Origin of the sequence: Chitinophaga sp. Cy-1792 (assembly GCF_011752935.1) — a bacterium.
Lineage (GTDB): Bacteria > Bacteroidota > Bacteroidia > Chitinophagales > Chitinophagaceae > Chitinophaga.
In genome coordinates, this window is the sequence record NZ_VWWO01000002.1 from 1,035,558 (window position 1) to 1,061,359 (window position 25,802).

The 25,802-nt window shown below is 46.3% G+C and carries 24 protein-coding genes; 10 read left to right on the top strand and 14 right to left on the bottom strand.

From position 1 onward, the window contains the following. Positions 1-3,195, top strand: a complete 3,195-nt coding sequence (locus F3J22_RS18340) for an efflux RND transporter permease subunit (RefSeq protein ID WP_167019396.1) — start codon at positions 1-3, stop codon at positions 3,193-3,195. A gap of 57 nt (positions 3,196-3,252) precedes the next feature. Here the strand turns inward: F3J22_RS18340 and F3J22_RS18345 are convergent, their stop codons facing one another. After that, complete coding sequence (locus F3J22_RS18345; protein WP_167019397.1) at positions 3,253-3,852, bottom strand: hypothetical protein; 600 nt, start codon at positions 3,850-3,852, stop codon at positions 3,253-3,255. 32 nt (positions 3,853-3,884) lie between these two features. Beyond that, on the bottom strand, positions 3,885-4,484 hold the full coding sequence (locus tag F3J22_RS18350) for a hypothetical protein (RefSeq protein WP_167019398.1): 600 nt from the start codon (positions 4,482-4,484) through the stop codon (positions 3,885-3,887). 177 nt (positions 4,485-4,661) lie between these two features. On the opposite strand from F3J22_RS18350, the gene F3J22_RS18355 reads away from it, so the two are divergent. Then, on the top strand, positions 4,662-5,627 hold the full coding sequence (locus F3J22_RS18355; RefSeq protein WP_167019399.1) for a hypothetical protein: 966 nt from the start codon (positions 4,662-4,664) through the stop codon (positions 5,625-5,627). 161 nt (positions 5,628-5,788) lie between these two features. Here the strand turns inward: F3J22_RS18355 and F3J22_RS18360 are convergent, their stop codons facing one another. Together F3J22_RS18360 and F3J22_RS18365 are read right to left on the bottom strand one after the other, a co-directional pair. Then, entirely contained in the window at positions 5,789-6,418 is a 630-nt protein-coding gene (locus F3J22_RS18360) for a hypothetical protein (protein ID WP_167019400.1), read from the bottom strand. Between the two features lie 36 nt (positions 6,419-6,454). After that, positions 6,455-7,042, bottom strand: a complete 588-nt coding sequence (locus tag F3J22_RS18365; protein ID WP_167019401.1) for a hypothetical protein — start codon at positions 7,040-7,042, stop codon at positions 6,455-6,457. Positions 7,043-7,417: 375 nt separating this feature from the next. Between F3J22_RS18365 and F3J22_RS18370 the strand changes: the two genes are divergently transcribed. Continuing rightward, a complete protein-coding gene (locus F3J22_RS18370; protein WP_167019402.1) occupies positions 7,418-7,897 on the top strand; it encodes a hypothetical protein in 480 nt (159 codons plus the stop codon). Positions 7,898-7,903: 6 nt separating this feature from the next. Here F3J22_RS18370 and F3J22_RS18375 read toward each other — a convergent pair whose 3' ends face one another. Beyond that, complete coding sequence (locus F3J22_RS18375) at positions 7,904-8,335, bottom strand: DUF2147 domain-containing protein (protein WP_167019403.1); 432 nt, start codon at positions 8,333-8,335, stop codon at positions 7,904-7,906. Positions 8,336-8,516: 181 nt separating this feature from the next. Between F3J22_RS18375 and F3J22_RS18380 the strand changes: the two genes are divergently transcribed. Further along, the gene (locus F3J22_RS18380; protein WP_167019404.1) at positions 8,517-9,413 is read left to right on the top strand and encodes a hypothetical protein; all 897 of its coding nucleotides are present in this window, start codon (positions 8,517-8,519) and stop codon (positions 9,411-9,413) included. A gap of 1 nt (position 9,414) precedes the next feature. On the opposite strand, the gene F3J22_RS18385 is transcribed toward F3J22_RS18380, so the two are convergent. From F3J22_RS18385 to F3J22_RS18410, 6 genes are all read right to left on the bottom strand, one after another. Then, positions 9,415-10,041, bottom strand: coding sequence for a bifunctional 2-polyprenyl-6-hydroxyphenol methylase/3-demethylubiquinol 3-O-methyltransferase UbiG (locus F3J22_RS18385; RefSeq protein WP_167019405.1), 627 nt, complete (start codon positions 10,039-10,041; stop codon positions 9,415-9,417). Between the two features lie 99 nt (positions 10,042-10,140). Beyond that, positions 10,141-10,776: an SDR family oxidoreductase gene (locus tag F3J22_RS18390; RefSeq protein WP_167019406.1), complete on the bottom strand. Its 636-nt coding sequence runs from the start codon at positions 10,774-10,776 to the stop codon at positions 10,141-10,143. Positions 10,777-10,782: 6 nt separating this feature from the next. Further along, positions 10,783-11,838 (bottom strand): NAD(P)-dependent alcohol dehydrogenase, encoded by a 1,056-nt coding sequence (locus tag F3J22_RS18395; RefSeq protein ID WP_167019407.1) that lies wholly within the window; start codon positions 11,836-11,838, stop codon positions 10,783-10,785. Between the two features lie 230 nt (positions 11,839-12,068). Next, positions 12,069-12,941, bottom strand: a complete 873-nt coding sequence (locus tag F3J22_RS18400; RefSeq protein WP_167019408.1) for an AraC family transcriptional regulator — start codon at positions 12,939-12,941, stop codon at positions 12,069-12,071. Positions 12,942-13,009: 68 nt separating this feature from the next. After that, on the bottom strand, positions 13,010-14,278 hold the full coding sequence (locus F3J22_RS18405; protein WP_167019409.1) for a retropepsin-like aspartic protease: 1,269 nt from the start codon (positions 14,276-14,278) through the stop codon (positions 13,010-13,012). A 24-nt stretch (positions 14,279-14,302) separates the two neighbouring features. Beyond that, entirely contained in the window at positions 14,303-14,662 is a 360-nt protein-coding gene (locus F3J22_RS18410; protein ID WP_167019410.1) for a helix-turn-helix domain-containing protein, read from the bottom strand. 125 nt (positions 14,663-14,787) lie between these two features. On the opposite strand from F3J22_RS18410, the gene F3J22_RS18415 reads away from it, so the two are divergent. After that, complete coding sequence (locus tag F3J22_RS18415; RefSeq protein ID WP_167019411.1) at positions 14,788-15,318, top strand: NAD(P)H-dependent oxidoreductase; 531 nt, start codon at positions 14,788-14,790, stop codon at positions 15,316-15,318. A 109-nt stretch (positions 15,319-15,427) separates the two neighbouring features. On the opposite strand, the gene F3J22_RS18420 is transcribed toward F3J22_RS18415, so the two are convergent. The 3 genes from F3J22_RS18420 to F3J22_RS18430 are packed head-to-tail and all read right to left on the bottom strand — an operon-like array spanning position 15,428 to position 19,326. Further along, complete coding sequence (locus tag F3J22_RS18420) at positions 15,428-16,741, bottom strand: hypothetical protein (RefSeq protein ID WP_167019412.1); 1,314 nt, start codon at positions 16,739-16,741, stop codon at positions 15,428-15,430. Positions 16,742-16,789: 48 nt separating this feature from the next. Beyond that, positions 16,790-18,130, bottom strand: coding sequence for an ankyrin repeat domain-containing protein (locus F3J22_RS18425; RefSeq protein WP_167019413.1), 1,341 nt, complete (start codon positions 18,128-18,130; stop codon positions 16,790-16,792). Positions 18,131-18,135: 5 nt separating this feature from the next. Further along, the gene (locus F3J22_RS18430) at positions 18,136-19,326 is read right to left on the bottom strand and encodes an ankyrin repeat domain-containing protein (protein WP_167019414.1); all 1,191 of its coding nucleotides are present in this window, start codon (positions 19,324-19,326) and stop codon (positions 18,136-18,138) included. Positions 19,327-19,539: 213 nt separating this feature from the next. Between F3J22_RS18430 and F3J22_RS18435 the strand changes: the two genes are divergently transcribed. The 5 genes from F3J22_RS18435 to F3J22_RS18455 all read left to right on the top strand — a co-directional run bounded on the left by F3J22_RS18435 (position 19,540) and on the right by F3J22_RS18455 (position 25,677). Further along, entirely contained in the window at positions 19,540-20,472 is a 933-nt protein-coding gene (locus F3J22_RS18435; protein ID WP_167019415.1) for a hypothetical protein, read from the top strand. 133 nt (positions 20,473-20,605) lie between these two features. Continuing rightward, the gene (locus tag F3J22_RS18440; RefSeq protein ID WP_167019416.1) at positions 20,606-22,978 is read left to right on the top strand and encodes an FtsX-like permease family protein; all 2,373 of its coding nucleotides are present in this window, start codon (positions 20,606-20,608) and stop codon (positions 22,976-22,978) included. A 262-nt stretch (positions 22,979-23,240) separates the two neighbouring features. Next, positions 23,241-23,576, top strand: coding sequence for a S24 family peptidase (locus F3J22_RS18445; protein ID WP_167019417.1), 336 nt, complete (start codon positions 23,241-23,243; stop codon positions 23,574-23,576). A 382-nt stretch (positions 23,577-23,958) separates the two neighbouring features. Beyond that, complete coding sequence (locus F3J22_RS18450) at positions 23,959-24,555, top strand: RNA polymerase sigma factor (protein ID WP_167019418.1); 597 nt, start codon at positions 23,959-23,961, stop codon at positions 24,553-24,555. A gap of 108 nt (positions 24,556-24,663) precedes the next feature. Next, the gene (locus F3J22_RS18455) at positions 24,664-25,677 is read left to right on the top strand and encodes a FecR family protein (RefSeq protein ID WP_167019419.1); all 1,014 of its coding nucleotides are present in this window, start codon (positions 24,664-24,666) and stop codon (positions 25,675-25,677) included. The last annotated feature ends 125 nt before the right edge of the window (positions 25,678-25,802 follow it).

A 25,802-nucleotide genomic window follows, 5' to 3' on the forward strand; every position in this document is an offset into this window, starting at 1 on the left:
ATGACTAAGATATTAAGTCGGCTCATAGGGTTCTCGATAAAAAACAAATTCTTTATACTGTTCATCACTGCATTGATGATCATCACGGGTGTGGTTACCTTCATTCACATGCCTATTGAGGCTTTCCCGGATGTGACCAATACAGAGATTACCATCATCACGCAATGGCCCGGACGCAGCGCTGAAGAAGTGGAGAAGTTCGTTACCGTGCCTATTGAAGTGGCCATGAACCCGGTACAGAAAAAAATAAGTCTCCGCTCTACCAGCATATTCGGCCTCTCCTACGTAAAACTGATTTTCGATGATGATGTGAAAGATGCAGAGGCACGGCAACAGGTCATGAACCTGCTGCCCAACGCTAATCTACCGGCCGGACTACAGCCTTCTGTACAACCGCCCACCGGCCCTACGGGAGAGATCTTCCGCTATTCACTGAAAAGTACCTTCCGGGATGTAAGAGAGCTCAAAACCATGCAGGACTGGGTGATCGACCGCCAGCTGCGCAGCGTGCCCGGTGTCGCTGATATCAACAGCTTCGGTGGTAAAACAAAAGCCTACGAAATCAAGGTAGATCCCGGAAAGCTGGCCAACCTGGGCCTTACGCCACTGGATGTTTTCAATGCCGTTCAGAACACGAATATTAATGTGGGGGGAGATATGATCTCCCAGAATAACCAGGCTTTTGTGGTACGTGGTATCGGTTTGCTCAATGATATCGAAGAGATAAAAAATATTATCGTACAGAATAACAACGGTGTACCGCTGCTGGTAAAAGATGTGGCCACCGTGGAAATTTCCAATGTACCCCGACTGGGTTGGGTAGGAAGAAGTGACAGAACAATTGATAAAAACGGGAAAGATTCGGTAACAGACCAGCCAGATGTGGTAGAGGCAATCATCGTGATGCGTAAAGGGGAAAACCCTTCCGAAGTGGTGACTGCGCTGAAGAATAAAATCGATTATCTCAACAGCTCCGTTCTGCCGGCAGATACTAAAATTGTTCCTTACTACGATCGAAGCGACCTGATAGACTATGCTACGCATACGGTGCTGCATAACCTCATCGAAGGTATTGTGCTGGTGATTATCCTGATTTCGTTGTTCCTGTTCGACTGGCGAGCCACTTTCATTGTGGCCTGTATTATCCCGATATCATTGTTGTTCGCATTTATATGCCTGCACCTGATGGGGATGAGTGCTAACCTGTTGTCGCTGGGTGCGGTAGACTTCGGGATTATATTGGACGGAACGATCGTGATGGTGGAGGGGATATTTGTCGTCCTTGACCATAAGGCCAAGGAGGTCGGGATGGAGCGGTTTAATAAGATGTCCAAGCTGGGCCTTATCCGCAAGAATGCTGCGGATATCGGTAAGCGGCCATTCTACCTGAACGTTATCATTATCACGGCCCTGCTGCCTATTTTTTCTTTCCAGAAAGTAGAAGGTAAGATGTTCTCGCCATTGGCCAACACCTTAACCTTCGCACTCCTGGGATCATTGATTACCACGCTTACGCTGGTGCCGGTGCTGATCAGTATGCTGATGCGGAAGAATGTCAGGGAGAAACATAATCCTATCGTCCATGCCATGATGGGCTTTATGCTGATGGGTTTCATCAGGGCATTCAAGCGAAAGGAGCTGGTAGTGGCCATCGCCATGGTGGTGATGGTGGTGGGTATCTATTCGTTTAAATGGCTGGGCTCTGAGTTCCTGCCTGAACTGAATGAAGGTAGTATCTGGCTGCGTATTCAAACCAACTACAGTATTGATTTGCAGAAGTCGGTGGAGGTATCCAAACAGGCCAGGGATATCATTATGAAGTTCCCGCAGGTACAGTATTGTGTATCGCAGACCGGCCGTCCGGACGATGGTACCGACGTTACCGGTTACTATAACAACGAATTTGATATCCTGATGTTCCCTGAATCGCAGTGGAAGCCGAAGATCAGCAAGGAGGAACTGATCGATCAGATGAATAAGTCGCTGTCGGTCATTCCTGGTGTCAATCTCAACTTCTCCCAACCTATCATGGATAACGTAGAAGAAGCCGTATCGGGGGTAAAAGGAAGCATCGTGCTGAAGATTTACGGCGATTCCCTGAATTATATGGAAGGTAAGCTGGATGAATATTATAATGTCCTGAAAGATGTACGTGGGATAGAAGACCTTGGCATTATGCATAACATCGGACAGCCGGAGCTGGATATTAACCTGAGTCAGCAGAAGATGGCGCTGTATGGTGTAGCCACTTCCCAGGCCAATGCCGTGATCAGTATGGCCATGACAGGTTTGGGAGCAGGTGGGGCGCCGGCCAGCCAGTTATATGAAGGCATTAAGATTTTTGATATAAGGGTGCGTATGCCGGAAGAATTCAGGAAAACGCCTGCCCAGATAGGCGAACTGCTGGTGCCTACGCAGAATGGCAGCAAGGTACCTATCAAAGAGATTGCCACCATCACGCAGAAAACAGGTGCTGCATTGGTTTTCAGGGATGACAACCGTCGTTATGCCGCCTTGAAGTTCTCCGTCAGGGGGCGCGACATGGGTAGTACCATTGCAGAAGCCATGGAAAAAGTGAAGAAGAAAGTGAAGCTGCAACGTGGCTACAGTATGCAGTTTCAGGGGGATTTCGAAAACCAGCAGCGCGCGGAAAAGCGCCTGACACTGGTGGTGCCTATCAGTCTGGCTTTGATATTCCTGCTGTTGCTAAGTATGTTCGGTAATTTCAAGGATGCCCTGCTGGTATTTACCAACGTACCATTTGCGCTGGTCGGCGGTATCATGGCCCTTCATATTACCGGCACCAATTTCAGTATATCCGCCGGTATCGGTTTCATTGCCCTGTTTGGTATATGTATCCAGGATGGTATCATTCTTATAACGCGGTTTAAGGAGAACCTCGCCACGGTGAGGGGAGAAGCGCGGTTGTATAATTCTATCAAGCTGGGTGTGAATACACGAATACGACCGGTGATGATGACGGCCCTGATGGCGGCGATAGGGCTGTTTCCTGCAGCGATATCGCATGGGATAGGGTCCGAAAGTTCGAGGCCGCTGGCCAGGGTTGTAATTGGTGGTATTCTTTGCGCGATGCTGTTCTCATTGTGGGTATTCCCGCTGATATTCGGCTGGGCCTACAGGAAAGTAGACAAGCAACCTTACCGCGCACCAAGAGATGAAAACGGCCAGGTTTAATATTCAGTGTTTGTTAAAAAAAACCTTCTCTATTTTAGTAGAGAAGGTTCTTTATTTTTAGAAGGTAATATCTGTCCAGGCAGATCTGAATGCACCTAAGTCCCACTCAGCAATGAAGCTATCAAGTATTTCCATTTCTTCGGCATCGAACTCCCAGCTCCCTTCGAATAGTTTCAGATCCTTTAAAGCCAGGTGAGGTGGTACTGTAGTTAGCTGCGCTTCTGGCTTACCATGTCCAAACCAGTTATACAGGAAATCAGGATTAAAGAGATCATTTGGTTGATCGGTTTCATTCAGTGGTGTTATCAGCTTCGTACGTTTTCTATCGAATAGATAATTGTCCAGCATTTTCCCTGCCTGATAGCGCATCAGGCCACCAGGAGAACAAAGCCATGCAGGAGAGTCGGCCATTCCGGTGAAATATGCCGTAGGGTTTTGCGTCGATAACTCCGCTATGATCCAGTCTGGTATGCAGTTTCGTCTTTCATAGGTGTAAAACAATCTTTGTCCTGCTCCTCCTGGCTCTTCCTGATAACATACACGGGTATAACCACTCTTTTCCCATTTCTTCCCGTCTTCTTCATAAATGTATTTTGCTATTGCCGGCGCATCTTCCAGGTGCTCCGCAATTATGGTAATCTGTGTCCACCAACCCATATGCTGTTGATTAATTTATTTTTCCAGATGATTTACTCAAATTTAATTTCTGTCCAGGTAGATCTTAATCCGCCCAGGTTCCACTCGGCAATTAAATTGTCCAGTATCTCCCATTCTTCAGGTTCCAGCGGGAATATTCCATCGAATAGCTCCTGACTTATGATTAGAGATTGATCGTCAATGGCTATTTGCTGTTCCGCTTTACCATGCCCAAACCAATGGTACAGGAAGTCTGGATTACAAAGGTCGTTGGGCTTATCGAAATCATCGAGTGGTAGTATTAAATTCGTACGCCTTTGTTCCATTAAATAATGATGCTGTATTTTCCCTGCCTGATAACGTAAAAGGGCACCAGGGAGAGGAATGTCTGCCATTGCGGTGAAATAGGCCTGAGGGTTTTGGGCCGACAACTCCGCTATTAACCAGTCGGGTATACATTTTTGCCTTTCATAGGAATAATACAACTGATAGGTATAGAATAACACCTGTCCGGTTTCTTCCGTCTTATAACAGGCACGGTTATATTCTTTTTTCTTCCATTTGCCTGCGTCCTGATCATGAATGTATTGCGCTATTGCCGGCGCATCTTCGAGATATTCTGCAATAATTGTAACCTGTACCCACCAATCCATAAATTGCTGATTTAGCTGATATTTAATTTGTAACGTTGATGAATATACGTTTATCTGTAATTTATATAGATAAAAATGCATATTTTTAAAATGCTTTTTAAGATGTGTAGGCGAATTCCGGTGTGTATGATATTTAAGTTCAACCAGGATCTGTAACAATTCAAAACGAATCAACCCTTGAAAAACAAATTATTGTCCTGCTTCCTTTGGGTTATCATGTCGACCGCAGGTATCGGCAAAGCCGATGCCCAGCAAAACGCCGCCGTGTACATTTCCGATATCGACCACTTCTGGGAAGCATTCGACAGTGTACATACCACCGCAGATACCGCACTGCAGGTCGCTATCATGCAAAAACTCTATATTGATAAAGGCACCGCAGGACTGAAAGCATTTATGCAGCTCCGTAATTTCGATGCGGCCAGGCTGGTAGCCAGCATCCATAAATACCCTAAGTTCTGGGCTTCTGCCAGGCCCAACACCCTGAAAGTGCCGCCGGCATTGCCACTGATACAGGCTTACCTGGACACATTAAAAGCGATGTATCCTGCCATGCGCCCGGCACCGCTCTATTTCACCATTACCGCCGTACGTGCCGCCGGTGTAGCAGAAACAGGAATTGCACTGATAGGTACGGAAATAGCCACGGGTAACCGTTATACGGATGTTTCCGAATTTCCGGATAAACGCCTGGCCAACTTCTTCCAGCCAAAGGAAACAGATAATATCATACCTGTGGCAATCCACGAATACGTACATACGCAGCAGAAAGGGGAGGGGAAAGTATTGCTGAGTCAGAGTATTTATGAAGGCGCCTGCGATTTCATCACTGAACTGGTGCTGCATGAGCCGCTGATGCATTCCTACCTTACCTATGGCCGCCTACACGAACAGGAGCTAAAAGAGGCGTTTAAAAAAGAAATGTTCGGGGAAGAGTTGTCGAACTGGTTGTATAATGGTAGCACATCTGCCACCATGGGGGATCTGGGGTATTTTATGGGCTATACGATCTGCAAATCTTACTACCGGCACGCTCAAAACAAACAACAGGCAGTCAGTGATATCATCGACCTGGATTATACCAACCTGGAAGCGGTGAAGAAATTCCTGAACGATGCCCAATATTATAAAGATAAGTTCTGAAGATAACAGGGGCTTTTCGCAACGGTAACGCCAATATCCATACGAATTCGGGTGTTGGCTTTTTTTATGAAATGCATCACCGGATATTGTAACAGATAGGAGCCATAGAAAAGGCCTGCATGGGTAATGCAGGCCGTGATGGGTTTTTCAATCTGCTCATTTTATTGAGTTATATTGAAAAGTTTACAGACATCTTCGTAACTCATTTTCGTATAGTCGTAGCTGGCAGTACGTGCACCTGCTACTGCACCCGGGATGATAATATATCTCACCTGGTTGCTGGTAGAGGGGGATCCCAGTGGAACCACATCACAGATGACCCTGATCTTGTTAAAACTCAGGGCAGTTGAAAAATTGTATACCTGGTTGGTGCTACCGCCATTGTAGTAGGAGGTAGGGAGTTGTTTAATACTGCCGATGCCATCCGGGTCACTATATAATTTTGCGTACACCAGTACTACTCCTTTGTCAAGAATATCCTGTGTTACCTGGGTGGTGGACCAATCGAAATAGAACGTGTTTTTACCACTGCCATTGGAGGTGGTGGAAGCATTCCACGGATTGGTGGATACCCAGGCGGAATAGATCACATTAGCGCTGCCGGTTGCGCCGGTGGCTCCGGTAGGCCCGGTTGCACCCGTCGCACCTGTTGGGCCTGTAGCGCCATTAGTTCCATTGGTGCCATTAGTACCTGCTGGTCCGGCAGGACCAGGATCACCTTTTTTACAACTAAAAAGTAAAAAAATGCTGAGTGCGGTCAGTAGTAGTGGTAGTCTTAAAATTTGTTTCATATTTGTTTTTATGGATAATTTCATGATAGGAATAAATCACGCACTTATCTGTTTTAATGCAGCTTCTGCCAGCTTTTCCGCGTTTTTTGCCAGCGATTGCCGGAGGCCTTCATGGCTAATGGTACCAGTTGCGGCTTTAAACTCGGCGGCGATTACAAAAAGGTCTATGCTGTCGAAATGATGATGCGGGCCCCGTTTGTTGTATGGTGGACAGATATCATCAATTACATCGCTGATTAGCTGTATGCCCCCTATATAATCGGTGTTACGGCCGGCATTTTCACCGGTATACTGCATGGTTTGGGCGTTGCCAATAACCACCTGCGCAAAGGAGCGCGCCATCGTGAGTTTGAAGGAGTCATTGCGCCATGGATTAGGTTGAGGTTCAGTGAGGAAGTTGAGCATCCGCAAGCCCTGGTTGATGGTATCGTAGGATGCAGGCAGTAAGGAGCCGATAAGGGACTGGCGGGCCTTTTCATAGGCTTCACCGAAAAATTGTCCGCTTGCCCAATGCCAGTTTATATGTGGTTTGCCATAATCTTCCGGATTAGGAAAGCCGCCTTTAATATATTGGTTCGCTGTTGCAAACAGGTCTTCCGTTTTGGATGAAGTGTTGTTTTCCATGATGATTTGTTTTAGCATGAATAAGTGATGGCTGGCTTTGCCAGCGTGTTTGTCGGCATCAGCCCATGTCGCATAGTCTGAGTCTGGATGTTCATTCCTGGGAAGTTGTAAGCAATTGATTAGCCTGGTTTACACTTCCGTACAGATCCGCTTTTGTTGCTTATTGTTACATGCTGATGCGGGGTTAATTCTCTTTACTATTGAAACATTTAATAGCAAATTACACCAAAATCAACATCCGTATTTTGCGATTATTTACTAGTTTGGGAGCGGATTTCAGCAGGATGATTGGGTGAGGAAATAAGTGCTGGAATTACAGTGTTTTGTGAAGATGATATTCCTGGGAGATATCTTTATAAATATAAATTGCAGCTAATGGCAGATTTATCAGACGATTTTGATTTTAGTATTACGTTGGAGAAGGGCGGATGGATGACCTTTATGTGGTTCCGCGGAAACGGGTTCTACGAAGACGGTGTATCAGATGCAGTGGGAGCACCGCTACATGATTTAATGCAATTACTCCTTGCATTGCTCAATAACGAGCAGGAATATACGATAAGGTTTTTTTTGGGACAGGGTTGGACAGACTTAACGGTAACAAGGAATATGGCGCAACGTAACCTGATAAAAATAGAAGTGGTTACAGATGGGGATCAATTTCTGAGAAAGAAAATAATTGATACAGAAATTACGCAGTATCGCTTTATCATAATCGCCTATCAGCAATTAAAGAAAATAAAATTGCTACTGAAAGAAAGGCACTACGCAAAGAGCAGAATAGATTCCTTTCCTTTTGATACCTTTCAACAGCTATCGGACAAGCTGGCTGCCAGCCTGCCCGAAGTATGCTGAGATATTTTAAGGCCTTGTCCAGGTCGTTGTTCTGCCAAACATAGACACACCAATATAACCGCGGATATCCAGCGAATTGCCTTTGGGCGTCATTATACAGCTGTAGGTTTTACCGCTTTTAGGATCATAGATTTTACCATCCCGGTATTTGCCATCGCTGTACGTGAAATTGGTAAGCAGCACAACACCCACCAGCGGCCGGTTACGTAAACTGGCATCCTGATTTTTACTGTCTTTTTTAGGCGTTTTTCCATCAGGTTCATAGGTGTCCTTCACCCATATCAGCTTGCCGAAGTACTTGCCGCCATTTTCGTAAATTTCTATCTTCCCGTCTTTTTCCTGGTTAAACCACACACCCGTAATGGCATGTGCTGCATCCTGGGCAAAAGCCCCTGCCGTGGCCAGACAAAATCCGATTAATAATGCTAATGTTTTCATGGTTATATCTTTTTTAAGCGATGGACGAATCAGCAGAATATACTATTCTAAATTTACGCTTTTTTTCACTGTAACCGCCATTTCAGGAGATATTGTTAGTCGTGCTTATGAAGATTATGGTCAACTTTTAATAACTTTCCGCCTGAAATCGTTTTTATAACCCACTCCCTGAAAAATAATAATGAAAGCAGCCATCATTGACAACACCATCTTTATTGAAGACCAGGTCATCATCTTTCCTGTAAAAATACAGGTACTGCAAGCCATCCTGGGCCCCGGACGTCATGTTAAAAAGAAATATAATCACATTTATACCTGGGATGAAGCCGGACTTACCGCCTATGCAAAAGATGGGAAAGTCGCAGAAAGTATTATGCTTGATATCTCACCAAATAAATATGATTTCTCCCCAAAACAAACCTTTACCGATACCTTTCTCATCAATGGGGTAGATTATCCAGCATTCCTGGCAGCGCACGAAAGTGAGCTCAAACGTATTTCGAAAAATGATGATAGCGGAAGTGTTGTTTTGGGAGATAATGAACTGTGGTTTGATATAGACGAGGGGAAGATAGCAGCGCTGCAACTCATGCAGCGGGAAGCGCCGGAGGTGATCGATACAACAAAATATGAATATATTAAAGCAGCCGGAGAGAAAATCGATTTTAAGGATTTCAATTTCAAATTGGCTGTGGTGCAGGTGTTGATGTATGAAAAAGGGCTGCTACAGCCGGTTTTTGACCTGTATGATTTTGTAAAACATTATAGCGGCCGCCAGATAGATATTGAAGCGGAAGGCTACGCCTTTATTCCTGAAGTGACCCGCTGGTTTGAAGCACTGGAAGTAGATAAACGGCTGGCCACGGAAATAACCGATATCCAGCAGGATGGCGGCGATGAAATCTATGGCCAGCTGTTTCGTTTCTGGGATGGCGAAGACGATACTTTCAATATTAAAGACTTCAGCGATGTACAGCACTTTCCGAATCTGAAATCAATGTCACTATTCTATGACGGTGATATGGAACAGATTAAATCGGCGCTGGAAGCGAAAGGCATTTCGGTGGGCGAATATTAAGCTATTGCTTTCTGCCTACAAATCGTATCACGCTGCTGAGGCCATTATGAAAAATACCTTCTTCCTGTAACACTTCTTTTTCTTCCAGCAGTATTATTTCGTAATGGGGGAAGTCGTGGAATAGCTCTTCGGTACTGAAAAGCATGGTGATGTCATTGGGGCCGCCTACCTCCGGATTTTTTTCCTTGTATTGCAGGTGTTGTTTGCTGTAGGCCTCAAAAATCACGATACCACCAGGTTTCAGGAAGGTGTTGCACAACTGGTGAAAGCCGGATTTTTTATCACCGGGGAAATGAGCGAAAATAAGTCCGATGGCGTCGAAGGATGCCGGCGGAAAATTCATCTCTCCGAAATCACCGGTGACATAGTCCAGCGGTACACCGTTTTCTGCGGCCAGTTGCAGGGCTTTTAGCTGTCCTTGCTCACTCTGGTCGGTACTGGTTACGCGCCAGCCGTTAAGGGCCGCAAAAACGCCATTACGGCCTTCGCCGTCTGCTGGCATCAGGATGGTGCCGGGCTTAAATTTCAACAGCCATTCTTCAAAGAATTTGTTAGGTGTTTTGCCGTAGGCATAAACAGGGCTGGCATAACGTTCTTCCCATTTGTTTTTATCACTGCCGGAGCTCATAGCATGAAGGGTTTGGTGTACTACAAATATACGGAGGAGAGGAAAAAGAAAAGTCTGGTGTACACCGGGGTGCACACCAGACCTGTATCCGGGCAGCTGTTAATACCAGGAAGGTTTATCCCCGTCTGTGCCGGGTTTGTTGATACCTAAGCTTTTGCGGTGGGCTTTACGCGGATGTTCCACTAAGTCTGTCACCAGTGCGGCGACGCTTTTCCTGGATACTTCCGTACCCTTGAAAGGCTCGCCTTTTTCGGTGGTTTCATAGTCTGTTTCATCGTTGTCGGTAAGCCAGGCGGGCCTGATAATGGTATATTCCAGGTCGGAGGCTTCTATCAGTTCAGCCGCTTTAACATAGGGCTTCAGGTACTGGCCTACCATACGATGGTTCCATTTCCCGAATTCTCCGGGAACCTCATCGTAGATACCCAGCGACGCGATGAAGATCAGTCGTTTTACTTTTGCCGCATGCATCGCCTTGATGATGTTGGCGGCCTGTTTATCTACTTCTCCGGCCAGGTTGGCATATACTACGTCCTGTCCTTTTACGGCAGGTTCCAGCTGATCATATTTGAGTACGTCGCCATGTACAATAATGGCGCGCTCTTTGGGCAGCCGGGGCAGTTCTTTCGGATGGCGCAGGAACAGGGTGAGTTCCACGTTCTTATCTTCCAGCAGCAGGGGAATGGCCTGCTGGGCGATTTGTCCGCCCGCGCCGAGGATCAGTACCTTACTCATAACCACTTAGTTTTTCAGTGAAGCCATATCGATAACGAAGCGATAATGTACATCTCCTTTCAGCAGACGTTCATATGCTTCGTTGATCTGTTGGATGTTGATCATTTCAATGTCTGCGGTAATATTGTGCTGGCCGCAGAAATCCAGCATTTCCTGTGTCTCTTTTATGCTGCCGATAGTAGAGCCGGCAAAGCTTAATCTTTTCGGGATAAGACTGAAAGCAGCGACAGGCAGCGGGAATTCCGGTGCGCCTACCAGCGCCAGTGCGCCATCAACCTTCAGTAGCGCCAGGTAGGCGTTGATGTCGTGTTCGGCGGAAACGCAGTCCAGTACGAAGTGCAGACTACCATGAAATTTCTTCATCTGCTCAGGATCTTTAGACAATACTACTTCGTCGGCACCGAGGCGTTTGGCGTCTTCAAATTTGGACTGGGAGGTAGTAAATACTACTACGTGTGCGCCCATGGCTTTGGCGAATTTGATGCCCATGTGTCCGAGGCCGCCGATACCTACCACGCCGACTCTTTTACCAGGGCCTACCTGCCAGTGTTTCAGCGGCGACCAGGTGGTAACGCCTGCGCACAGCAATGGGGCGGCGCCGGCAGGATCAAGGTTTTCAGGTACATGCAGTACATAGTTTTCGTCTACCACTACGCGCTCAGAATAGCCGCCGTATGTTTGTCCGCCGAGGTGTTTGTCGGGAGAGTTATACGTGAGTGTATTGCCGGGCTCGCAGTATTGTTCCAGTCCCTGCCGGCAGTATTCGCAGGTACGGCAGGAATCTACCATACAGCCTACCGCAGCGAGGTCGCCAACCTTGAATTTCTTTACATGGTCCCCCACTTTGGTGATGCGGCCAACGATTTCATGTCCGGGAACTACCGGATAAATGGTACCATGCCATTCGTTGCGTGCAGTATGAAGGTCGGAATGGCAGACGCCACAGAAGAGGATTTCTATTTCCACGTCATGTGGGGTAGTGTCTCTACGCTCAATCTTCATTCCTTCCAATGGCGCTTTAGCTGCATTTGTGCCGAATGCTTTAGTGTTTACATTACTCATTTTGTCAGAAGTTTTGTTGTTGTTTATTTTAAAAAGATGGAGGGACGGTATCATTTTCCGGTAACCACTATAACATAATTTCGCTCTAAGTGGTTGCAGATGCCATATGATTCATGGAAAAGGGCCGGGAACATGACTTTCCGCCAGATGGCATTGCATCTTTTATAACACAAAAATAGTCCGGGGAGGGCTGCAGGGGTTAACGATAATCAAACTAAATCCTATAGAAATCAAACAATTTCAGCACGGTAGGCCAGTGGCGCCTTGCCGGTATGCTTCTTAAAGAAGTTGTTGAAGTAGGTGGGGTACTCAAAACCTAATGCTATAGCGATATCTGCTACGGGCCAGTCGGTATTTTGAAGCAAAGCCCTGGCTTCTGTAACGATCCTTTCAGCAATATGCACGGAGGTAGGCTTGCCTGTCACTTCCTTTACGGCACGGTTGAGGTGGTTTACATGTACGGCAAGATAATCGGCAAATTCATGCGGTGTACGGATTTGCAGCTCCTGGCCTGCACTTACAGGAAACTGTCGTTCCAGCAGGTCCATAAACAGGGAGGTGATGCGGGCAGCCGCATTCGTCAGCCTGAAATAGCTGTTGCCAGGCTGTAACATCAGTGCTTCATGTATGAGCAGACTGATACAGTTCCTGATCAGGTCCGTTTTGAAGGTGTAGTTGTTGCCTTGCTGGGCAATCATCTTCTGGAAAATATTATGAATGAATTGCTGCGGCCCTTCGTCCAGGAAGAAAATGGGGGTACCGCCGATTTTGAAAAGCGGCGACTGCAGCAGACTTTCACTGATGCCACCGGATTTGAGGAATTGCTCCGTAAAGTAAATGGAAAACCCCGTCTGGTTTTCCGACAAGGTTTGCCAGGAATAAGGAATATAAGGTGTGCCAAAGAAAAGGGTAGTGCCGGTAATCTCAATGGCACGGTCTGCATATTCAATCAGGCTGGTACCGGTGACAAGGCAAATCTTATAAAAATCTTTTCTGCTGTAGTCTCTGATCAGGCATGGGTTGTCTATTTCGACAATAAAGAATCCCTGTTGCGTAAGTTCGAGCATAGACTGCTGATTGCAGGAGTAAGAAGTGTTGCTCATGTTGTAAATGTACACTATCCGTTTTGATTTAGAGAACAGGCCGGGATTATTATATCTTTAACCCGGTGCTAATCAAATTTGATAAACATCTTATCAAAGTTCAGGGTCATTTTATCGAACTGCCGGATAACATCCTGTCCGATATTGCCGTAAACGCCCATTGGCGGCAGGTTTTTGCGGAGCAGACTCACTTGCTTCAGCTCCACGGCCTTATTCAGGATATTGAAGGTATGATCAATTTTGTAGCCCCCGACCACCACTTTACCGCCGGCGCCCCCGAAGCTGATTTTAGTACGTCTGTAATGTCCGTCTATGTCTTTCTTGTATTTCTGGTAGAAATTATCATACAGCATTGTGCTTTCAGCACCGGTATCGAAGGTAAAATGCATATCATCTACATAAATCAGGGGCGTAAGCCCGAACATGGCCATATTGGAAGGCGCATCGATTTTTGTTTCCTGTCGTGGTACGTTAAAGTAGCCGTCTTTTGTAATCTGTATCTCTTTCAACGCCTCTATGACAGGGAAGCCCAGGATACCCTGAATCTGGTAGCTGATCTGCGGGAAGGTAAGGCCTTCATCTGCCAGCACAAGGAATACCACATTGTAGAAGCTGATATGCCCCAGTTTTAGCGAGTCGCAAACGGCCAGTTGTGCCGTCACCTGGTTGCCGGTAATCGATAGCACAGTGATGTCGGTAGGAATGAGTTGCATTTTCAGCTGCGTGGCCGCACTGCGGGAAATGGTGGACATATTGGCGCCGGTATCGAAGATAAAGCTCATGGTATCATTGGCGGTGGCCACTTCCAGGTTATTCAGACCGGCTTTATCTTTTGTCATTTTCAGATGATTATCGCCTTTAATACTCACCCGCTGCCGGCCTATGTTTTGAAGGGCGCTCCATATTTTCAGGTCATTTGCCAGGTCTTCTTTTTCATCTGCGCTAAGTAGTTTACCGCAACGTTGCAGTATATTTTCCACGGCATATTTGGCGCCTTTGTAGTCGTATAATTTTACGAGATTATCTTCTTCGGTTTTGTAGAGTTGCAGTTGAAGGGAGTCGGGCAGGGTATTGGGAGCGGCAGTTAGCTGGCGGATGGTTTGATTGGAATGGTCCAGCTTATTGAAAGCGTTGTCCAGTACGGCGGAAGCAAATAGTAGCTGGTCTTTGTTGAGCAGATCTTTGTTATTATCAAAAACCTCTTTTGCTTTAAAAAAGTTTTTGGTTTTGATGAGCTGATAGATGTCCTGGAAAGCGGCACTGTTGGTCTGTGCGCTTCCTTCTTTTGCAAGGAGGAAGAGAAGAAGGAAAAAGCTAATGCTGATGGTTCTTAACATACAATCTGGTTTTAAAAAAATATGCTATGGATGTAACTGTTTGTGTTTGGTTCCCCAGAGGGCCAGTTGCTCGATGATCGGGCGCATTTCGTAGCCTATCGGGGTCAGTTCATATTCAACACGCAGGGGTACCTCATGGAAAACAGTTCTGGTCACTAACTTGTTTTCTTCGAGCTTTTTTAGCTGGAGTGTAAGCATACGTTCTGTGATATTGGGGAGGCGCTGGCGTAGTTCGCCAAATCGTAACCTGCCACCCAGCAGGTAGCAGCAAATGGCGATCGTCCATTGCCCGCTGATCAGTCCTGCACCATAAACTTCCGCGCATTCATTTTGCAACGATTGCCTGTTGCCGAAATGTGTGGAGGTTTCCTTTATTTTACTCATACTTACACTTTTTATAGTAACGTACAATTGGTCGTAAAGGTACGAAATCGCCTGTAGCTACTATACTTTTGTACTGCCATGAAGGTAATGGCAGTTATTTAAAAAGTTTGTTAAAGTAAGCAGGGATGAAAACATTAGTAATAGTAGTACACCCGGATATTGCACAATCGAAGATCAACAGCAGATGGGCAGCAGCATTAAAGCAGTTTCCTGAGAAATACACCGTACACGACCTGTATGCTGCCTATCCGGATGAACAGCTGGACGTAGCAAAAGAGCAGGCCTTATTACTGGCACATGACAAAGTAGTTTTCCAGTTTCCTTTTTATTGGTTTAATTGTCCGCCGTTGCTAAAAAAATGGTTGGATGAAGTGCTGACACATGGTTGGGCTTATGGTAAAAACAGCGAATACCTGCTGGCGGGAAAAAAGATGGCACTGAGTATCAGTGCAGGTATTAATGAAGATGATTACAGTACAGACGGGCGATATAAATATTCCCTGGCGGCATTGACGGCCCCTTTCCAGATTACGTTCGAATATATCAGGGCAGATTATCGTCCGCTGTTTGCGTTTTATGGTGCAGAGCACCATGGTAGTGATGCCCGCATTGAGCAGAGTACCAGCGATTATCTGACCTACCTGGATGCATTGTGATAATGTGCTTCCCAATAGCAGGGAAAGTTTCTCTCCCCGCGCTGCGCGCGGGGAGAGAAACTCCTCCAACCGATACCGAAGGAATCGGTTGCTACATTCGCTCAGTAAACTATTTAATAAATGCAAACCATGCTGCGTGACTACGCAGCAACACCGCTATTCCCCATATCAGTACCGCCATGCCCAGCGCGCCCCAGGCTTTGCTGTTCTTCCATTTCCAGCCAAACAGGGTAGGTATCTCCCAATACTTAATTAATACATACATGATAAACCCTCCCAGGCCGGTGTATATCATGGGTAACATGCTATAACGTGTGCCGGTGAGGATAACACCTGTACAGAAACATAAGGTGAGCAACTGTATCCAGATAAAATTCGGGATGCCACAACGGGTGATGTCTTCTATGGATAAGGCGAGCAGCATTAATGTCAGGACGATACTCAGGACCAGAATGGATTCCGGGATGTTTACAGGGATGAGCACCATGGCGGCCCATACCAGCAGCGTGATGGTAACGTAGGCGGCTAAACGAATATCTTTTGTTCTGCCAACATAATGGGGGAAGGGAAAAATCAGCCTGCTGATGATACGTTCCATTTTCTGTAATGGCGGCAATGCAAAGATGCTGATCATTAATGGTACGATGATCTCATAGGCAAACCAGGGGTCGCTGGTATGCGTAAATGCCCAGCTGATGGCCGCCGCAGTGATCATTGCCGGCAGTGATACATATAAAAACGCCAGCCAGGAGCCGGCAGTATCGCCTTCGAAAATTTCTTTTATTAACGGACTGTAATATTTAAAAGTATATCTGCGTGTAAGGATAGCCGTTAGCTGCGACCATATAAAGAAAATCCCCAGGTGTATGACAATAGTGCGTATAACCGTTTCTGTTATAAGCGGCCCGAAATACACGCCCAGCATGCCAATAACCAGCATTTCCCAGCTCAGTGCACGGGGATTGAACAGCCACCGTATCAACGGCGTAAGATGTACCCGCAGCCATTGGAATATATTGGGAAGATATTTGCTGAGTAGCTGTATGATGGCTGCAGCGGCTACCAGGGCTGCCAGGCCCAGTAACAAACGGCTGGTGGTAAAAACACCCCGCAGTGCCTGTATCCTGGAAGGGTGGCTGATACTGAATTCCAGCCTGGCACTCTGCTGTAATTCCGCCGCCAGCAGATTCCTGGTGGTAGTATCCATACTGCCTGCCGCCGGCATATTGGCCTGCCAGTAACGTGCTGCGGCGCTATCGCCGGCCCATTGTTTCAGGGTGCCATACTGGTATAATACCAGCCGTTGGGCAGCAGGAAGGGAATCCAGTGTATGCGCCAGCGTTACCGCAGGATCTGTAGTGGAAAGTGAATACGCGCCGGTGCTACAGCAAAATAGCAATATAAACGTGATGAAAATTTTCATGGGGTAAAAATAGAGACTGACGGATAGATACGCCAGTCTCCCTTGAAATTATCCTTTAAGTATTTTAGCTTTTTCGCTGTCAAATTCTTCCTGCGAAAGAATCCCTGCATCGAGTAATTCTTTCAGGTCGAGCAGCGCTTTCTTTTTGTCGGCGATGCCATTGCCTTCCGTGGAAGGTGCAGTTGGAGTGGCAGCAGGTGCAGCGCTTGACTGTGGCGAATTGTACGAGAGCAGCAGCGTGGCAATTTCGTTGAAACCCTTGATGGAAGCATAGTCGATCGCTTTCTGTTCTTTTGTATTTACGACCGTTACATCAGCGCCCTGTTCCAGCAGGTATTTTACAATATCCTTTTTCCCGGCAGACGCAGCATAATGCAGGGCGGTATTGCCGGATTCATCCTGGATGTTGATATTGGCACCACGTTCCAGCAGCAGTTTTACCATGCTCAGGTGGCCATTCTTGGCGGCTACATGGAGCAGGCTCTCGCCACCATTGCTATAGCTGTGGTTAAAGCTGAAAGAACTACTGATAGAAAGATTGCTGGCCGTTTCCACCCATTCCAGGTAGCTGTTCATGGTGGTGGTGTTCTCCGTTTTCGGCTGACTGAAATTAACGTCTATGCCTTTGTCCAGGAACATGCTGACGATTTCCTTCTGGTTATTGGCGCAGGCATACCAGATAGGAGAGAGGCCTTCGCGGGAGGTGACCAGCACATCAGCGCCTTTGTCGGCCAGCAGATTGGTCAGTGCGCGGTTGGAGTCGTAGCAGGCAATGAGTAGTGCCGACTCACCGGCATGATTCGTATGGTTTAAGTCGGCATAATTATCTATCAGCTGGGTGGCAATAACCGGGTTTTTGGCCCTGACAGCCACCAGCAGCGGACTATCGCCGGCTTTGTTGGTGGTGTTGATATTGGCGCCGTTGTCCAGTAGCAGCTGTACAATATCTTTGTTGCGCCATGCCGCTGCGATCAGCAGCGGTGTTTCGGCATTGTTATTTTCCTGGTCTATACTGGCACCGTTGCTGATCAGCGCTTCCATGACTTCTTTTTGTCCGGTCAGGGCGGTGAGGTGCAGCAGGCTGTTGCCGCTATAGTCGTTGATATTGGTGCGGGCGCCTTTCTCCAGCAGGAGCAGGGCCGTTTGTTTTTGTTTTTGCAGGCAGGCGAAGTAGAAAGGTGTTTCCCCGTTATGGTCTTCGTAGTCCAGTTCAGAACCAGCGTCCAGTAAGAGTTTTACGAGGTCCTGGTAGCCATGGTGCGCCGCATAGTGAAGGGCGGTCCTGCCTTTTTCGTCGGTATATTTAACATCAACCTCATTATTCGCCAGCAATATTTCGGCAATTTTCCGTTTGCCGCTTTCGCAGGCAACAATAAATGACATGGACATGGTTACTATGCTTTATGTTTAAGAAGAAGCTCTACAGCTTTGGCTTTCAGGTTATCCTGGGCAGCCAGGTCCATTGCGCTTTTATCCTGATCATTGGTGATATTGGCGTCAGCGCCTTTTTCCAGCAGGAGCTTTACTTTTTTATATAATTGTTTGGCATCTTCCTGCTGATAGTTCACATTAAACGCGCAAACTTTGTGTAGCAGCGTGTTCCCTTTGTCGTCGCGGCGGTCGATCTCAATGGCGTCTGTTTCCAGGAGTCCTTCAAGCATGGCGGCCGGATATTCTGCTACCCAGTCCAGCGCTGCTTTTGGTACCTGGTAGTAGAGAGATGTCTGGTAGATATCTGCCCCATCTGCTACCAATGCTTTTATCAAAGCTACTTCCTGTTCTGTGCCGCGTTTGCGCATACGTAATGCGCCGCAGATAAGCGTTTCGCCGGCTTTGTTGGCCTGGTTGAAATCTGCAGGAGCATATTGGGCCAGCTTCTGATAGATAGGAACCTCACATACCTGGTGTATCAGTGCATAATAAAATGCTGATTCCTCATTTTTACCGGGCTGGTTAGGGTCTGCGCCATTTTCCAGCAGCAGGTCGATGTAGGGCAGTTTGCGGTTGCCTACCGCCAGGTTTAGCGGCGTTTCCTGGACGATATTGCCAGCGTTGGGGTCCAGGCCCTGACGGATCAGGTATTCCAGGTATTTGACGCCGGTATCGGGTTTGATATTATATTCCTGTACAATCTTGTAGAGGTAATTCTCTTCATAATTACTTTTATAATGTATATCACAGCCGGCGTTGACGAGGATTTCAATCACGGGTAACGGTACATTGGCGTTGAAAGCCAGTTCCAGCAAGGTTTTGTTCTCTACGGCGTCATTGATACTGTCTATCCTGCTAAAGAACGATTGGATGAAATCCAGCGTGGCGTCATCGTCGGAGGCGAAGCGGAAGATGCTTTCGAATACAGAATTGTTGAGACTTTCATATTCATACAGGTCTGTTTCGATGCTGCCGTTGGCGGCTAATCCGAGTAGGATATCAAATTCTTTTGCACGGGCTAACTGATCGAATACCCATCTTTTGTCGTGGGAGGCGAGGTCTTTTCCTAATTTTTCGCCCTGGTTAATCCGTTCTTTGGCGTTGGCCCAATTGCTTTTTTTCAGGGCTTCTGCCAGGCTATTCACATCTGACATGATAAAGATATGTTTGGGTTAATGTTGCTCCAAATTGGCTTGGAATACGCTTTCAAATGTAAGTGATAATTGGAAAAATACAAAGCCGGTAAGGATTACTGATTTATTAAGAAAGCTATTTTTGCGGAGATGACCTGCAGGCAAAGTTGTCAGTTGGTGGTGAAGTCCCTATCTTGCGGAAGAAGTTACCGCATTTTTAACGCTATACCTTGTATGAAACACTATTACCTTTTTGTACCCCTGTTGCTGGCAGCATGTCACGAAACCCACCCTACGAAACAATCGGCCCCTGAAGTGGTGCAGGACAGCGCAGGACATCGCCTGCTGCCGTCGCCGCCGGAGGTGATCGCCTATCAGCAGGCATTGGAGAAACTGGATACCACTGATATGAAAAATACGGTTGTGGCAGCAGATATGTTTGATCAGGCATTTACCGGGAAAGATCCTGCGTTGTGTGATGTTGCCTACGTGGTGTATTATGGTTTCTATGAAAAGATTTTTTCCAGTGTGGCAGAACATTTTACAGAAGATACCATTATTGGCAACAATGCCTGTATAGGGGTGGAGGATACGGCTGCTGTGGCAGTAAAGTACATTAACGCATACGAGAAAAATATACGCCAGTATGGTTTCCGTATTACCTGCAGTGAAGGAACTCCTTTTCTTGGCGAAGAAGGCGATTTCTTTGGTAAGCGCTTCTATAAACATCTTTCTAAAGAAATGAAAGCTTATCTGGAGCAGATCAACAGGGAGAATAAAAGTCCTTTTGAGGAAGATGCAGGCATTTTATTATCTCCGCAGGATTTTGTGGAAAGACTGGCCTGGTGGGATGCCTTTATAGAAAAATATCCTAAATTTTTATTGCTGGAGGAAGCCAGATTACAGCGTCGTACCTACCTGACTTACTTCCTGCAAGGAATGGACAATACCAGGCTGCTGGCCGATGATGGGAAAAGTCTGGACCCTTATTTTGAAGATGCCTATACCTATCTGGGACTGCATTACCCAAAAACCTACAGTAATTCCATCGTAAAACCGGTGCTGGAGGCGTATAAAGCGAACAATCCGGAAAAAGCCGGGAAACTGGTGATGGAATATGTATCCAAAAACGAAATAGAGTTTAATGAAACCTACCGGTATAAATGAGCTGCCAAAAGCGGACATGCTTTTGTGCCAAAACCGAACATATAATAAATAATTATCTATTTATAACGGTGATAAGCATACGCAGTAGCTGCTGGCATATTTTTAATGAGGAATAGGTTATATTTCTTGTAAGATGATAAGGACCTATTTTCAGGTAGCAGTAAGAAATCTGCTCAAGCACCGGTTATTTACCTTATTGAACCTGGCGGGCCTCAGTACCGGGCTGGCAGCCGCATTGCTGATAGGATTATGGGTCAATGATGAGCGAAGTATCGATCATTTTCATCATAACGACGGGCGTATCTTCCAGGTAATGGAGAACAGCAAGGTGGAGTCTGGCGTGATGACAGGCAACGGCACCTCTCCGTTGCTCGCCGATGCCATTGCCGCACAGGTGCCGGGCGCGGAGGCAGCAGTGCCAGTAACCCCGGAGAACTGGTTTACCAGATTATCTTTAACGCATGATAACCGCCTGGTTACTGCCACTGGTATTTTTGCCGGTGCAGATTATTTTAAGATATTTTCCTACCCTTTAATAGCTGGCGATGCCGCCACGGCGCTCCTTAAGCCGGAAGATGTAGTCGTTTCCCGCAAGGTGGCCGAAGCACTGTTTAAAAGTGTCAGCGCCGCAGTTGGACAAACGATCAGCTGGCAGCTGGCAGATAAAAAGCTTTTATCCGTAGTATCCGGCGTGTTTGAAGGCACACCGGCCAATAGCAGTATATCCTTCGATGTGGTATATGCATTCGGGCAGTTCAGGCAGCTGATGGGCATCAACGGTACCTTAGGCATACAAGCCAACGGACCATTCCATACTTACGTACTCATGAAGCCAGGCGCTTCGGCAAGTGGTGCTGCGCAGCAGATTTCCTCCATGCTGACAGCCTTTTCGCCGGAGGTACCCCGTGAAATGCTGATGGTGCCCTACGCTGATAACTACCTCTATGGCATATACGAAAATGGTAAACAGGCAGGCGGCCGCATCACCTATGTGAAGCTTTTTTCCCTGATAGCCCTGTTCGTATTGCTGATCGCCGGTATCAACTTCATGAACCTCTCCACGGCAAGATCAGCGGAAAGGATGAAAGAGATAGGCATCCGCAAAACGATGGGCGCCTCCCGATGGTCGCTCATAGGGCAATACCTCGGGGAATCACTCCTGATGGCCATGCTGGCCCTGGTAATCGCCGCAGGACTGGTGTTCCTGTTACTCCCGGAATTTAACCAGATCACCGGCAAACAGTTACGACTACACGCTGCCACAAAAGATATCCTCCTCTTTTTATGTGTGCCGTTCTGTACCGGTTTGCTGGCAGGTAGCTATCCTGCCTTGTACCTATCCGGATTCAAACCCGTACTGGTACTGAAAGGAAAGATGGTCAATAAAACAGGTCCTTTGCTGATGCGCAAAGGCCTGGTGGCTTTTCAGTTCGGGTTGTCCGTATTGCTGGTATCGGCAGTAGTGGTGGTTTATCAGCAACTATCTTATATCCGCCACAAGGATCCGGGTATGGACAAGGAGCATGTACTGCATTTCGAGGCAGAAGGGAAGATAGCTACCAGTATTGGTAGCTATCTGGATGCCGTGCGTGATATGAAAGGCGTGGAGCATGCCAGTGCAATGGTAGGCAGTATACTGGGTGGGCCTGGTATACCCATTAACGTTAAAACTAACGGCAACGAGCAAACGATCATGTTCCGCAACGTGAATGGAAGCTATGACCTAATTGAAACACTGGGCATAGGCCTGGTGGCCGGCAGGAGTTTTTCGCGGGCATTTCCTACGGATACAGCAGGTATATTGCTGAATGAGGCCGCCGTGAAGGTATTAGGACTGAAAGACCCGGTAGGCAGCCTGGTAGATCTTGGTGGTACACCACGTAAGGTCATCGGGGTGACTAAGGATTTTCATTTTCAATCCTTGCACGAAATTGTGAAGCCGTTGTTTTTTCAGTTCGATAATCAGGTACAGACCATTCTTATCAAGGTGAAGGGCAGTGAGGTACATGATGTGATCGATGCGCTGACACGCTTTAATAATACCTATAACCCGGGTTATACCTTTACCTGTAACTTCCTGGACAGCGATTTCCAGGCCCAGTATATTGCAGAAGAGCGCGTGGCAGTATTGTCAAAATACTTTGCAGTACTGGCAGTGGTGATCTCCTGTCTGGGTTTACTCGGACTGGCTATTTACACCGCAGAGCGCCGCCGGCGGGAGATAGGTATCCGTAAAGTAATGGGCGCCGGTGCAGGTAATATTGTTGTTTTGTTATCGAAAGATTTCACCGCCTCGCTCACAGGCGCCATGGTGGTAGCGATGCCGCTGGCATGGTGGATGACGGCCAGATGGCTGGATACCTTCGCCTATCACGTAGCCATGAATGTATTGTTAATCCTGTTGCCGGCAGCAGCGATGCTGTTACTGGCCGGTATTACTTTCGGCAGCCAGGCACTGAAAGCTGCGCAGGTGAATCCGGTGGAAAGCCTTGCTGCTAAAAATTAGAATAGAAGGGATTATTTTTTTATCGCTGCCGTTTGCTATCTGATTCCCCTTTATTCCGCAATGCCTTCGGCATTGCGGAATAAAGGGGTTTGTTTTTCTCCGGCGTAGCCGGAGAAAAACAAACCCCTGAAAAAAAGAAAATACTAGCTATATTTGCACTACGAAAACCTATGAGAATACTTGGTAACCCGATCGTTTATACCCCTCACGCATACACGTCATATCATTTCCCACTGGTCTTTTTAAGTTAAAATGTAAATAAATGAACAAGTTTGAACGACTAAAATCGGACCTTGAAACGACAGGTACCGGTAAGATGAAGGCATTTGGCACATCCATGTTACCCATTCTGAAAAGCGGCACCCTGCTTACTTTTATCAGGGCGGCCGACTATGAACCGGGGGATATTGTCTTTTGCAAAGTACGCGGACATTATATCGATGCGCACAAGGTAGTGAAGAAAGATGCAGGCAAAGGCTGGCTGATCGCCAATAATCATGGCTATGAAAACGGCTGGACCAGGATAATTTATGGAAAAGTTATCCTCGGAGAGTATGAAAAACGTATTATTTACCAGGCGAAAGCCCCGGTGAAATAATACCTGCAACAAGTATTTCTGAATTATTTTGAGCGCGTGATACGAATGTACCACGCTTTTTTGTTTATATACCTCCAAAAGCACAACAAGACCTGTTACCTGGCATTGTCATCATATTTTTTTGCTTTTTACTCTGGTAAATTTATACCTTGTATATATATCATTGTTAAATAATACCCATTTTTTAGCAGATATTAGTTTTATAACCAAGGTTTAATGTGTAGGTAAATGGAATAATATAAGTTTATTTATAAAATAATGATTTTTTGTTATTATTTTATACAGCGATAGTACGGTCCATGAAAACTTATGATGTTATTTGAAGTGCCAGACTTGAAATGCCACAATTATTCCGCGCTATGATTCATATAAAGGAGGAAATATGAATATTTATGATGCCGAATTAATCGAACAATTACAAAGCAGTCAGGTTGCCGCATTTGACGAATTGTACTGGAAATATCATGAAGCGGTTTACCGCAATATTTTCAAGTTCGTGAAAGAAGAAACTGTTGCCCAGGACATCCTGCAGGAAGTGTTTAGTCGCCTGTGGGAAAAACGTTATGATCTGAAGGCGGACCAACCCGTGAGCGGCTGGTTGTTCGTTATCAGCTTCAATCTATCTATCTCGCATATACGAAAACGTGCGCGGGAACTGGCGGTACAACAGGATTTACTGTCTATGTCGGACGATGACCCGACAGCCATCGACAGCGCCCGCATGCAGGAAGAACAATATGGCCTGCTCATGAAAGCCATTGATCAGCTATCCCCACGGAAAAAAACAATTGTAACCCGGTGTAAATTAGAAGGAAAAACCTATGCGGAAGTAGCCTCAGAACTAAATATCTCACGCCATACCGTGAAAGAACACCTCTCTGATGCCATGTCTATACTCAATGAATATATGCAACGTAACGGCAACCAGAAATATATTTTACTGCTGCTGTTTTTCCTCAATTTCCCTGACGGTAAATAACTTTTTGTATTAAAAAATAAAATATATTAAGTTTTTGTAAAAAAATCCTGAAAACCGACCCCCCATTTTTTTAAGTCGCGCGTATTTAGTTTATAAACCGTCACGATAGTGAATAACAGAAAAGCATATTTACAGCAATTATTACAGGAAGATAGCTGGTCATCCGAGCAATGGGACTGGATCAGGGAATATCTCGAAGGAGATGATCTTTCTGAATTGCAGGAAATTGCAGAACAGGATTTTCAGACAGACCTCCTACAGATGAAGGCTACACTCGACAGGGAGTTATCCCGTCAGCTGCTGAAAAATATTCACGAACGTGCAGGCATAAACGAAAGCTCTTTCAGAGGTATATTCAGCCTGCGTTTCAGAAGAATCGCCGTAGCTGCCGCCATCTTATTGCTGGCAGGCACCGCAGCATGGTTCGCGAAAGATATGGGCAGGCCACAGCTGATCGTATTTAATACTACCGACGACCGGAAAGTGCTCACCTTGCCGGATGGCTCACAAATACAGCTGGAAAAGGCTTCCAGCATCAGCTATACCCAACATTTCGGCAGCAGCAACAGGGAACTTACCCTGACAGGTGAAGCTTTTTTCAATGTTAATACAGATGGTAAACATCCGTTTGTTATTAATACCGCTGCCATTAAAACAACTGTACTGGGTACTTCATTTAATATGTCCGTACGGGAAGGTGAAGCACCGAAAGTAGTAGTGGTGTCAGGTAAAATACAAGTGAAAGCAAAAGCTAAGGGAACAGCAACTGAAGATAATGCTGTCATACTCACAGCAAATAAAGAAGTAGTATTTAATCTATCAACCAATGAACCGACAATAATAGATGGAACCGATGATGCCCGTTTCTATGCCATGAAAAGTGCCGGGAAATTCTCTTATAAAGATGTCCGCATCAGCGATATAGCAAGAGATATTGAAAGGCTGTACAATGTTAAGATCGACGTGAAGGAAAGTCTCGCAGGCTGCCTGTGGAACGGTGATCTGTACCCGGCAGAAGGACTGATGCAAATGCTGGATTTCCTGACTGCGCCTAATAGCGGATCAGTGAAAGTTATTGCCAATGAGAAAGAGTATATGATTACGGGTAGCTGTCCAAAATAACCAAAAGAAGTACTGGCGTTAACCATGCACCATTCAAATTCAATTTGAATCAGCAGCAGCATTAATTTTTGACGCTATAAAAATATTCCTGAAAAAATCCATGATTTTTTCAGGGCGGGTAAACT

What these genes read in the sequence shown, in the direction of transcription:
- F3J22_RS18340 (WP_167019396.1), top strand. Translation starts at nt 1, where the DNA reads ATGACTAAGATATTAAGTCGGCTCATAGGGTTCTCGATAAAAAACAAA.
- F3J22_RS18345 (WP_167019397.1), bottom strand. Translation starts at nt 3,852, where the DNA reads ATGGGTTGGTGGACACAGATTACCATAATTGCGGAGCACCTGGAAGAT.
- F3J22_RS18350 (WP_167019398.1), bottom strand. Translation starts at nt 4,484, where the DNA reads ATGGATTGGTGGGTACAGGTTACAATTATTGCAGAATATCTCGAAGAT.
- F3J22_RS18360 (WP_167019400.1), bottom strand. Translation starts at nt 6,418, where the DNA reads ATGAAACAAATTTTAAGACTACCACTACTACTGACCGCACTCAGCATT.
- F3J22_RS18365 (WP_167019401.1), bottom strand. Translation starts at nt 7,042, where the DNA reads ATGGAAAACAACACTTCATCCAAAACGGAAGACCTGTTTGCAACAGCG.
- F3J22_RS18370 (WP_167019402.1), top strand. Translation starts at nt 7,418, where the DNA reads ATGGCAGATTTATCAGACGATTTTGATTTTAGTATTACGTTGGAGAAG.
- F3J22_RS18375 (WP_167019403.1), bottom strand. Translation starts at nt 8,335, where the DNA reads ATGAAAACATTAGCATTATTAATCGGATTTTGTCTGGCCACGGCAGGG.
- F3J22_RS18380 (WP_167019404.1), top strand. Translation starts at nt 8,517, where the DNA reads ATGAAAGCAGCCATCATTGACAACACCATCTTTATTGAAGACCAGGTC.
- F3J22_RS18385 (WP_167019405.1), bottom strand. Translation starts at nt 10,041, where the DNA reads ATGAGCTCCGGCAGTGATAAAAACAAATGGGAAGAACGTTATGCCAGC.
- F3J22_RS18390 (WP_167019406.1), bottom strand. Translation starts at nt 10,776, where the DNA reads ATGAGTAAGGTACTGATCCTCGGCGCGGGCGGACAAATCGCCCAGCAG.
- F3J22_RS18395 (WP_167019407.1), bottom strand. Translation starts at nt 11,838, where the DNA reads ATGAGTAATGTAAACACTAAAGCATTCGGCACAAATGCAGCTAAAGCG.
- F3J22_RS18400 (WP_167019408.1), bottom strand. Translation starts at nt 12,941, where the DNA reads ATGAGCAACACTTCTTACTCCTGCAATCAGCAGTCTATGCTCGAACTT.
- F3J22_RS18405 (WP_167019409.1), bottom strand. Translation starts at nt 14,278, where the DNA reads ATGTTAAGAACCATCAGCATTAGCTTTTTCCTTCTTCTCTTCCTCCTT.
- F3J22_RS18410 (WP_167019410.1), bottom strand. Translation starts at nt 14,662, where the DNA reads ATGAGTAAAATAAAGGAAACCTCCACACATTTCGGCAACAGGCAATCG.
- F3J22_RS18415 (WP_167019411.1), top strand. Translation starts at nt 14,788, where the DNA reads ATGAAAACATTAGTAATAGTAGTACACCCGGATATTGCACAATCGAAG.
- F3J22_RS18420 (WP_167019412.1), bottom strand. Translation starts at nt 16,741, where the DNA reads ATGAAAATTTTCATCACGTTTATATTGCTATTTTGCTGTAGCACCGGC.
- F3J22_RS18425 (WP_167019413.1), bottom strand. Translation starts at nt 18,130, where the DNA reads ATGTCCATGTCATTTATTGTTGCCTGCGAAAGCGGCAAACGGAAAATT.
- F3J22_RS18430 (WP_167019414.1), bottom strand. Translation starts at nt 19,326, where the DNA reads ATGTCAGATGTGAATAGCCTGGCAGAAGCCCTGAAAAAAAGCAATTGG.
- F3J22_RS18435 (WP_167019415.1), top strand. Translation starts at nt 19,540, where the DNA reads ATGAAACACTATTACCTTTTTGTACCCCTGTTGCTGGCAGCATGTCAC.
- F3J22_RS18440 (WP_167019416.1), top strand. Translation starts at nt 20,606, where the DNA reads ATGATAAGGACCTATTTTCAGGTAGCAGTAAGAAATCTGCTCAAGCAC.
- F3J22_RS18445 (WP_167019417.1), top strand. Translation starts at nt 23,241, where the DNA reads ATGAACAAGTTTGAACGACTAAAATCGGACCTTGAAACGACAGGTACC.
- F3J22_RS18450 (WP_167019418.1), top strand. Translation starts at nt 23,959, where the DNA reads ATGAATATTTATGATGCCGAATTAATCGAACAATTACAAAGCAGTCAG.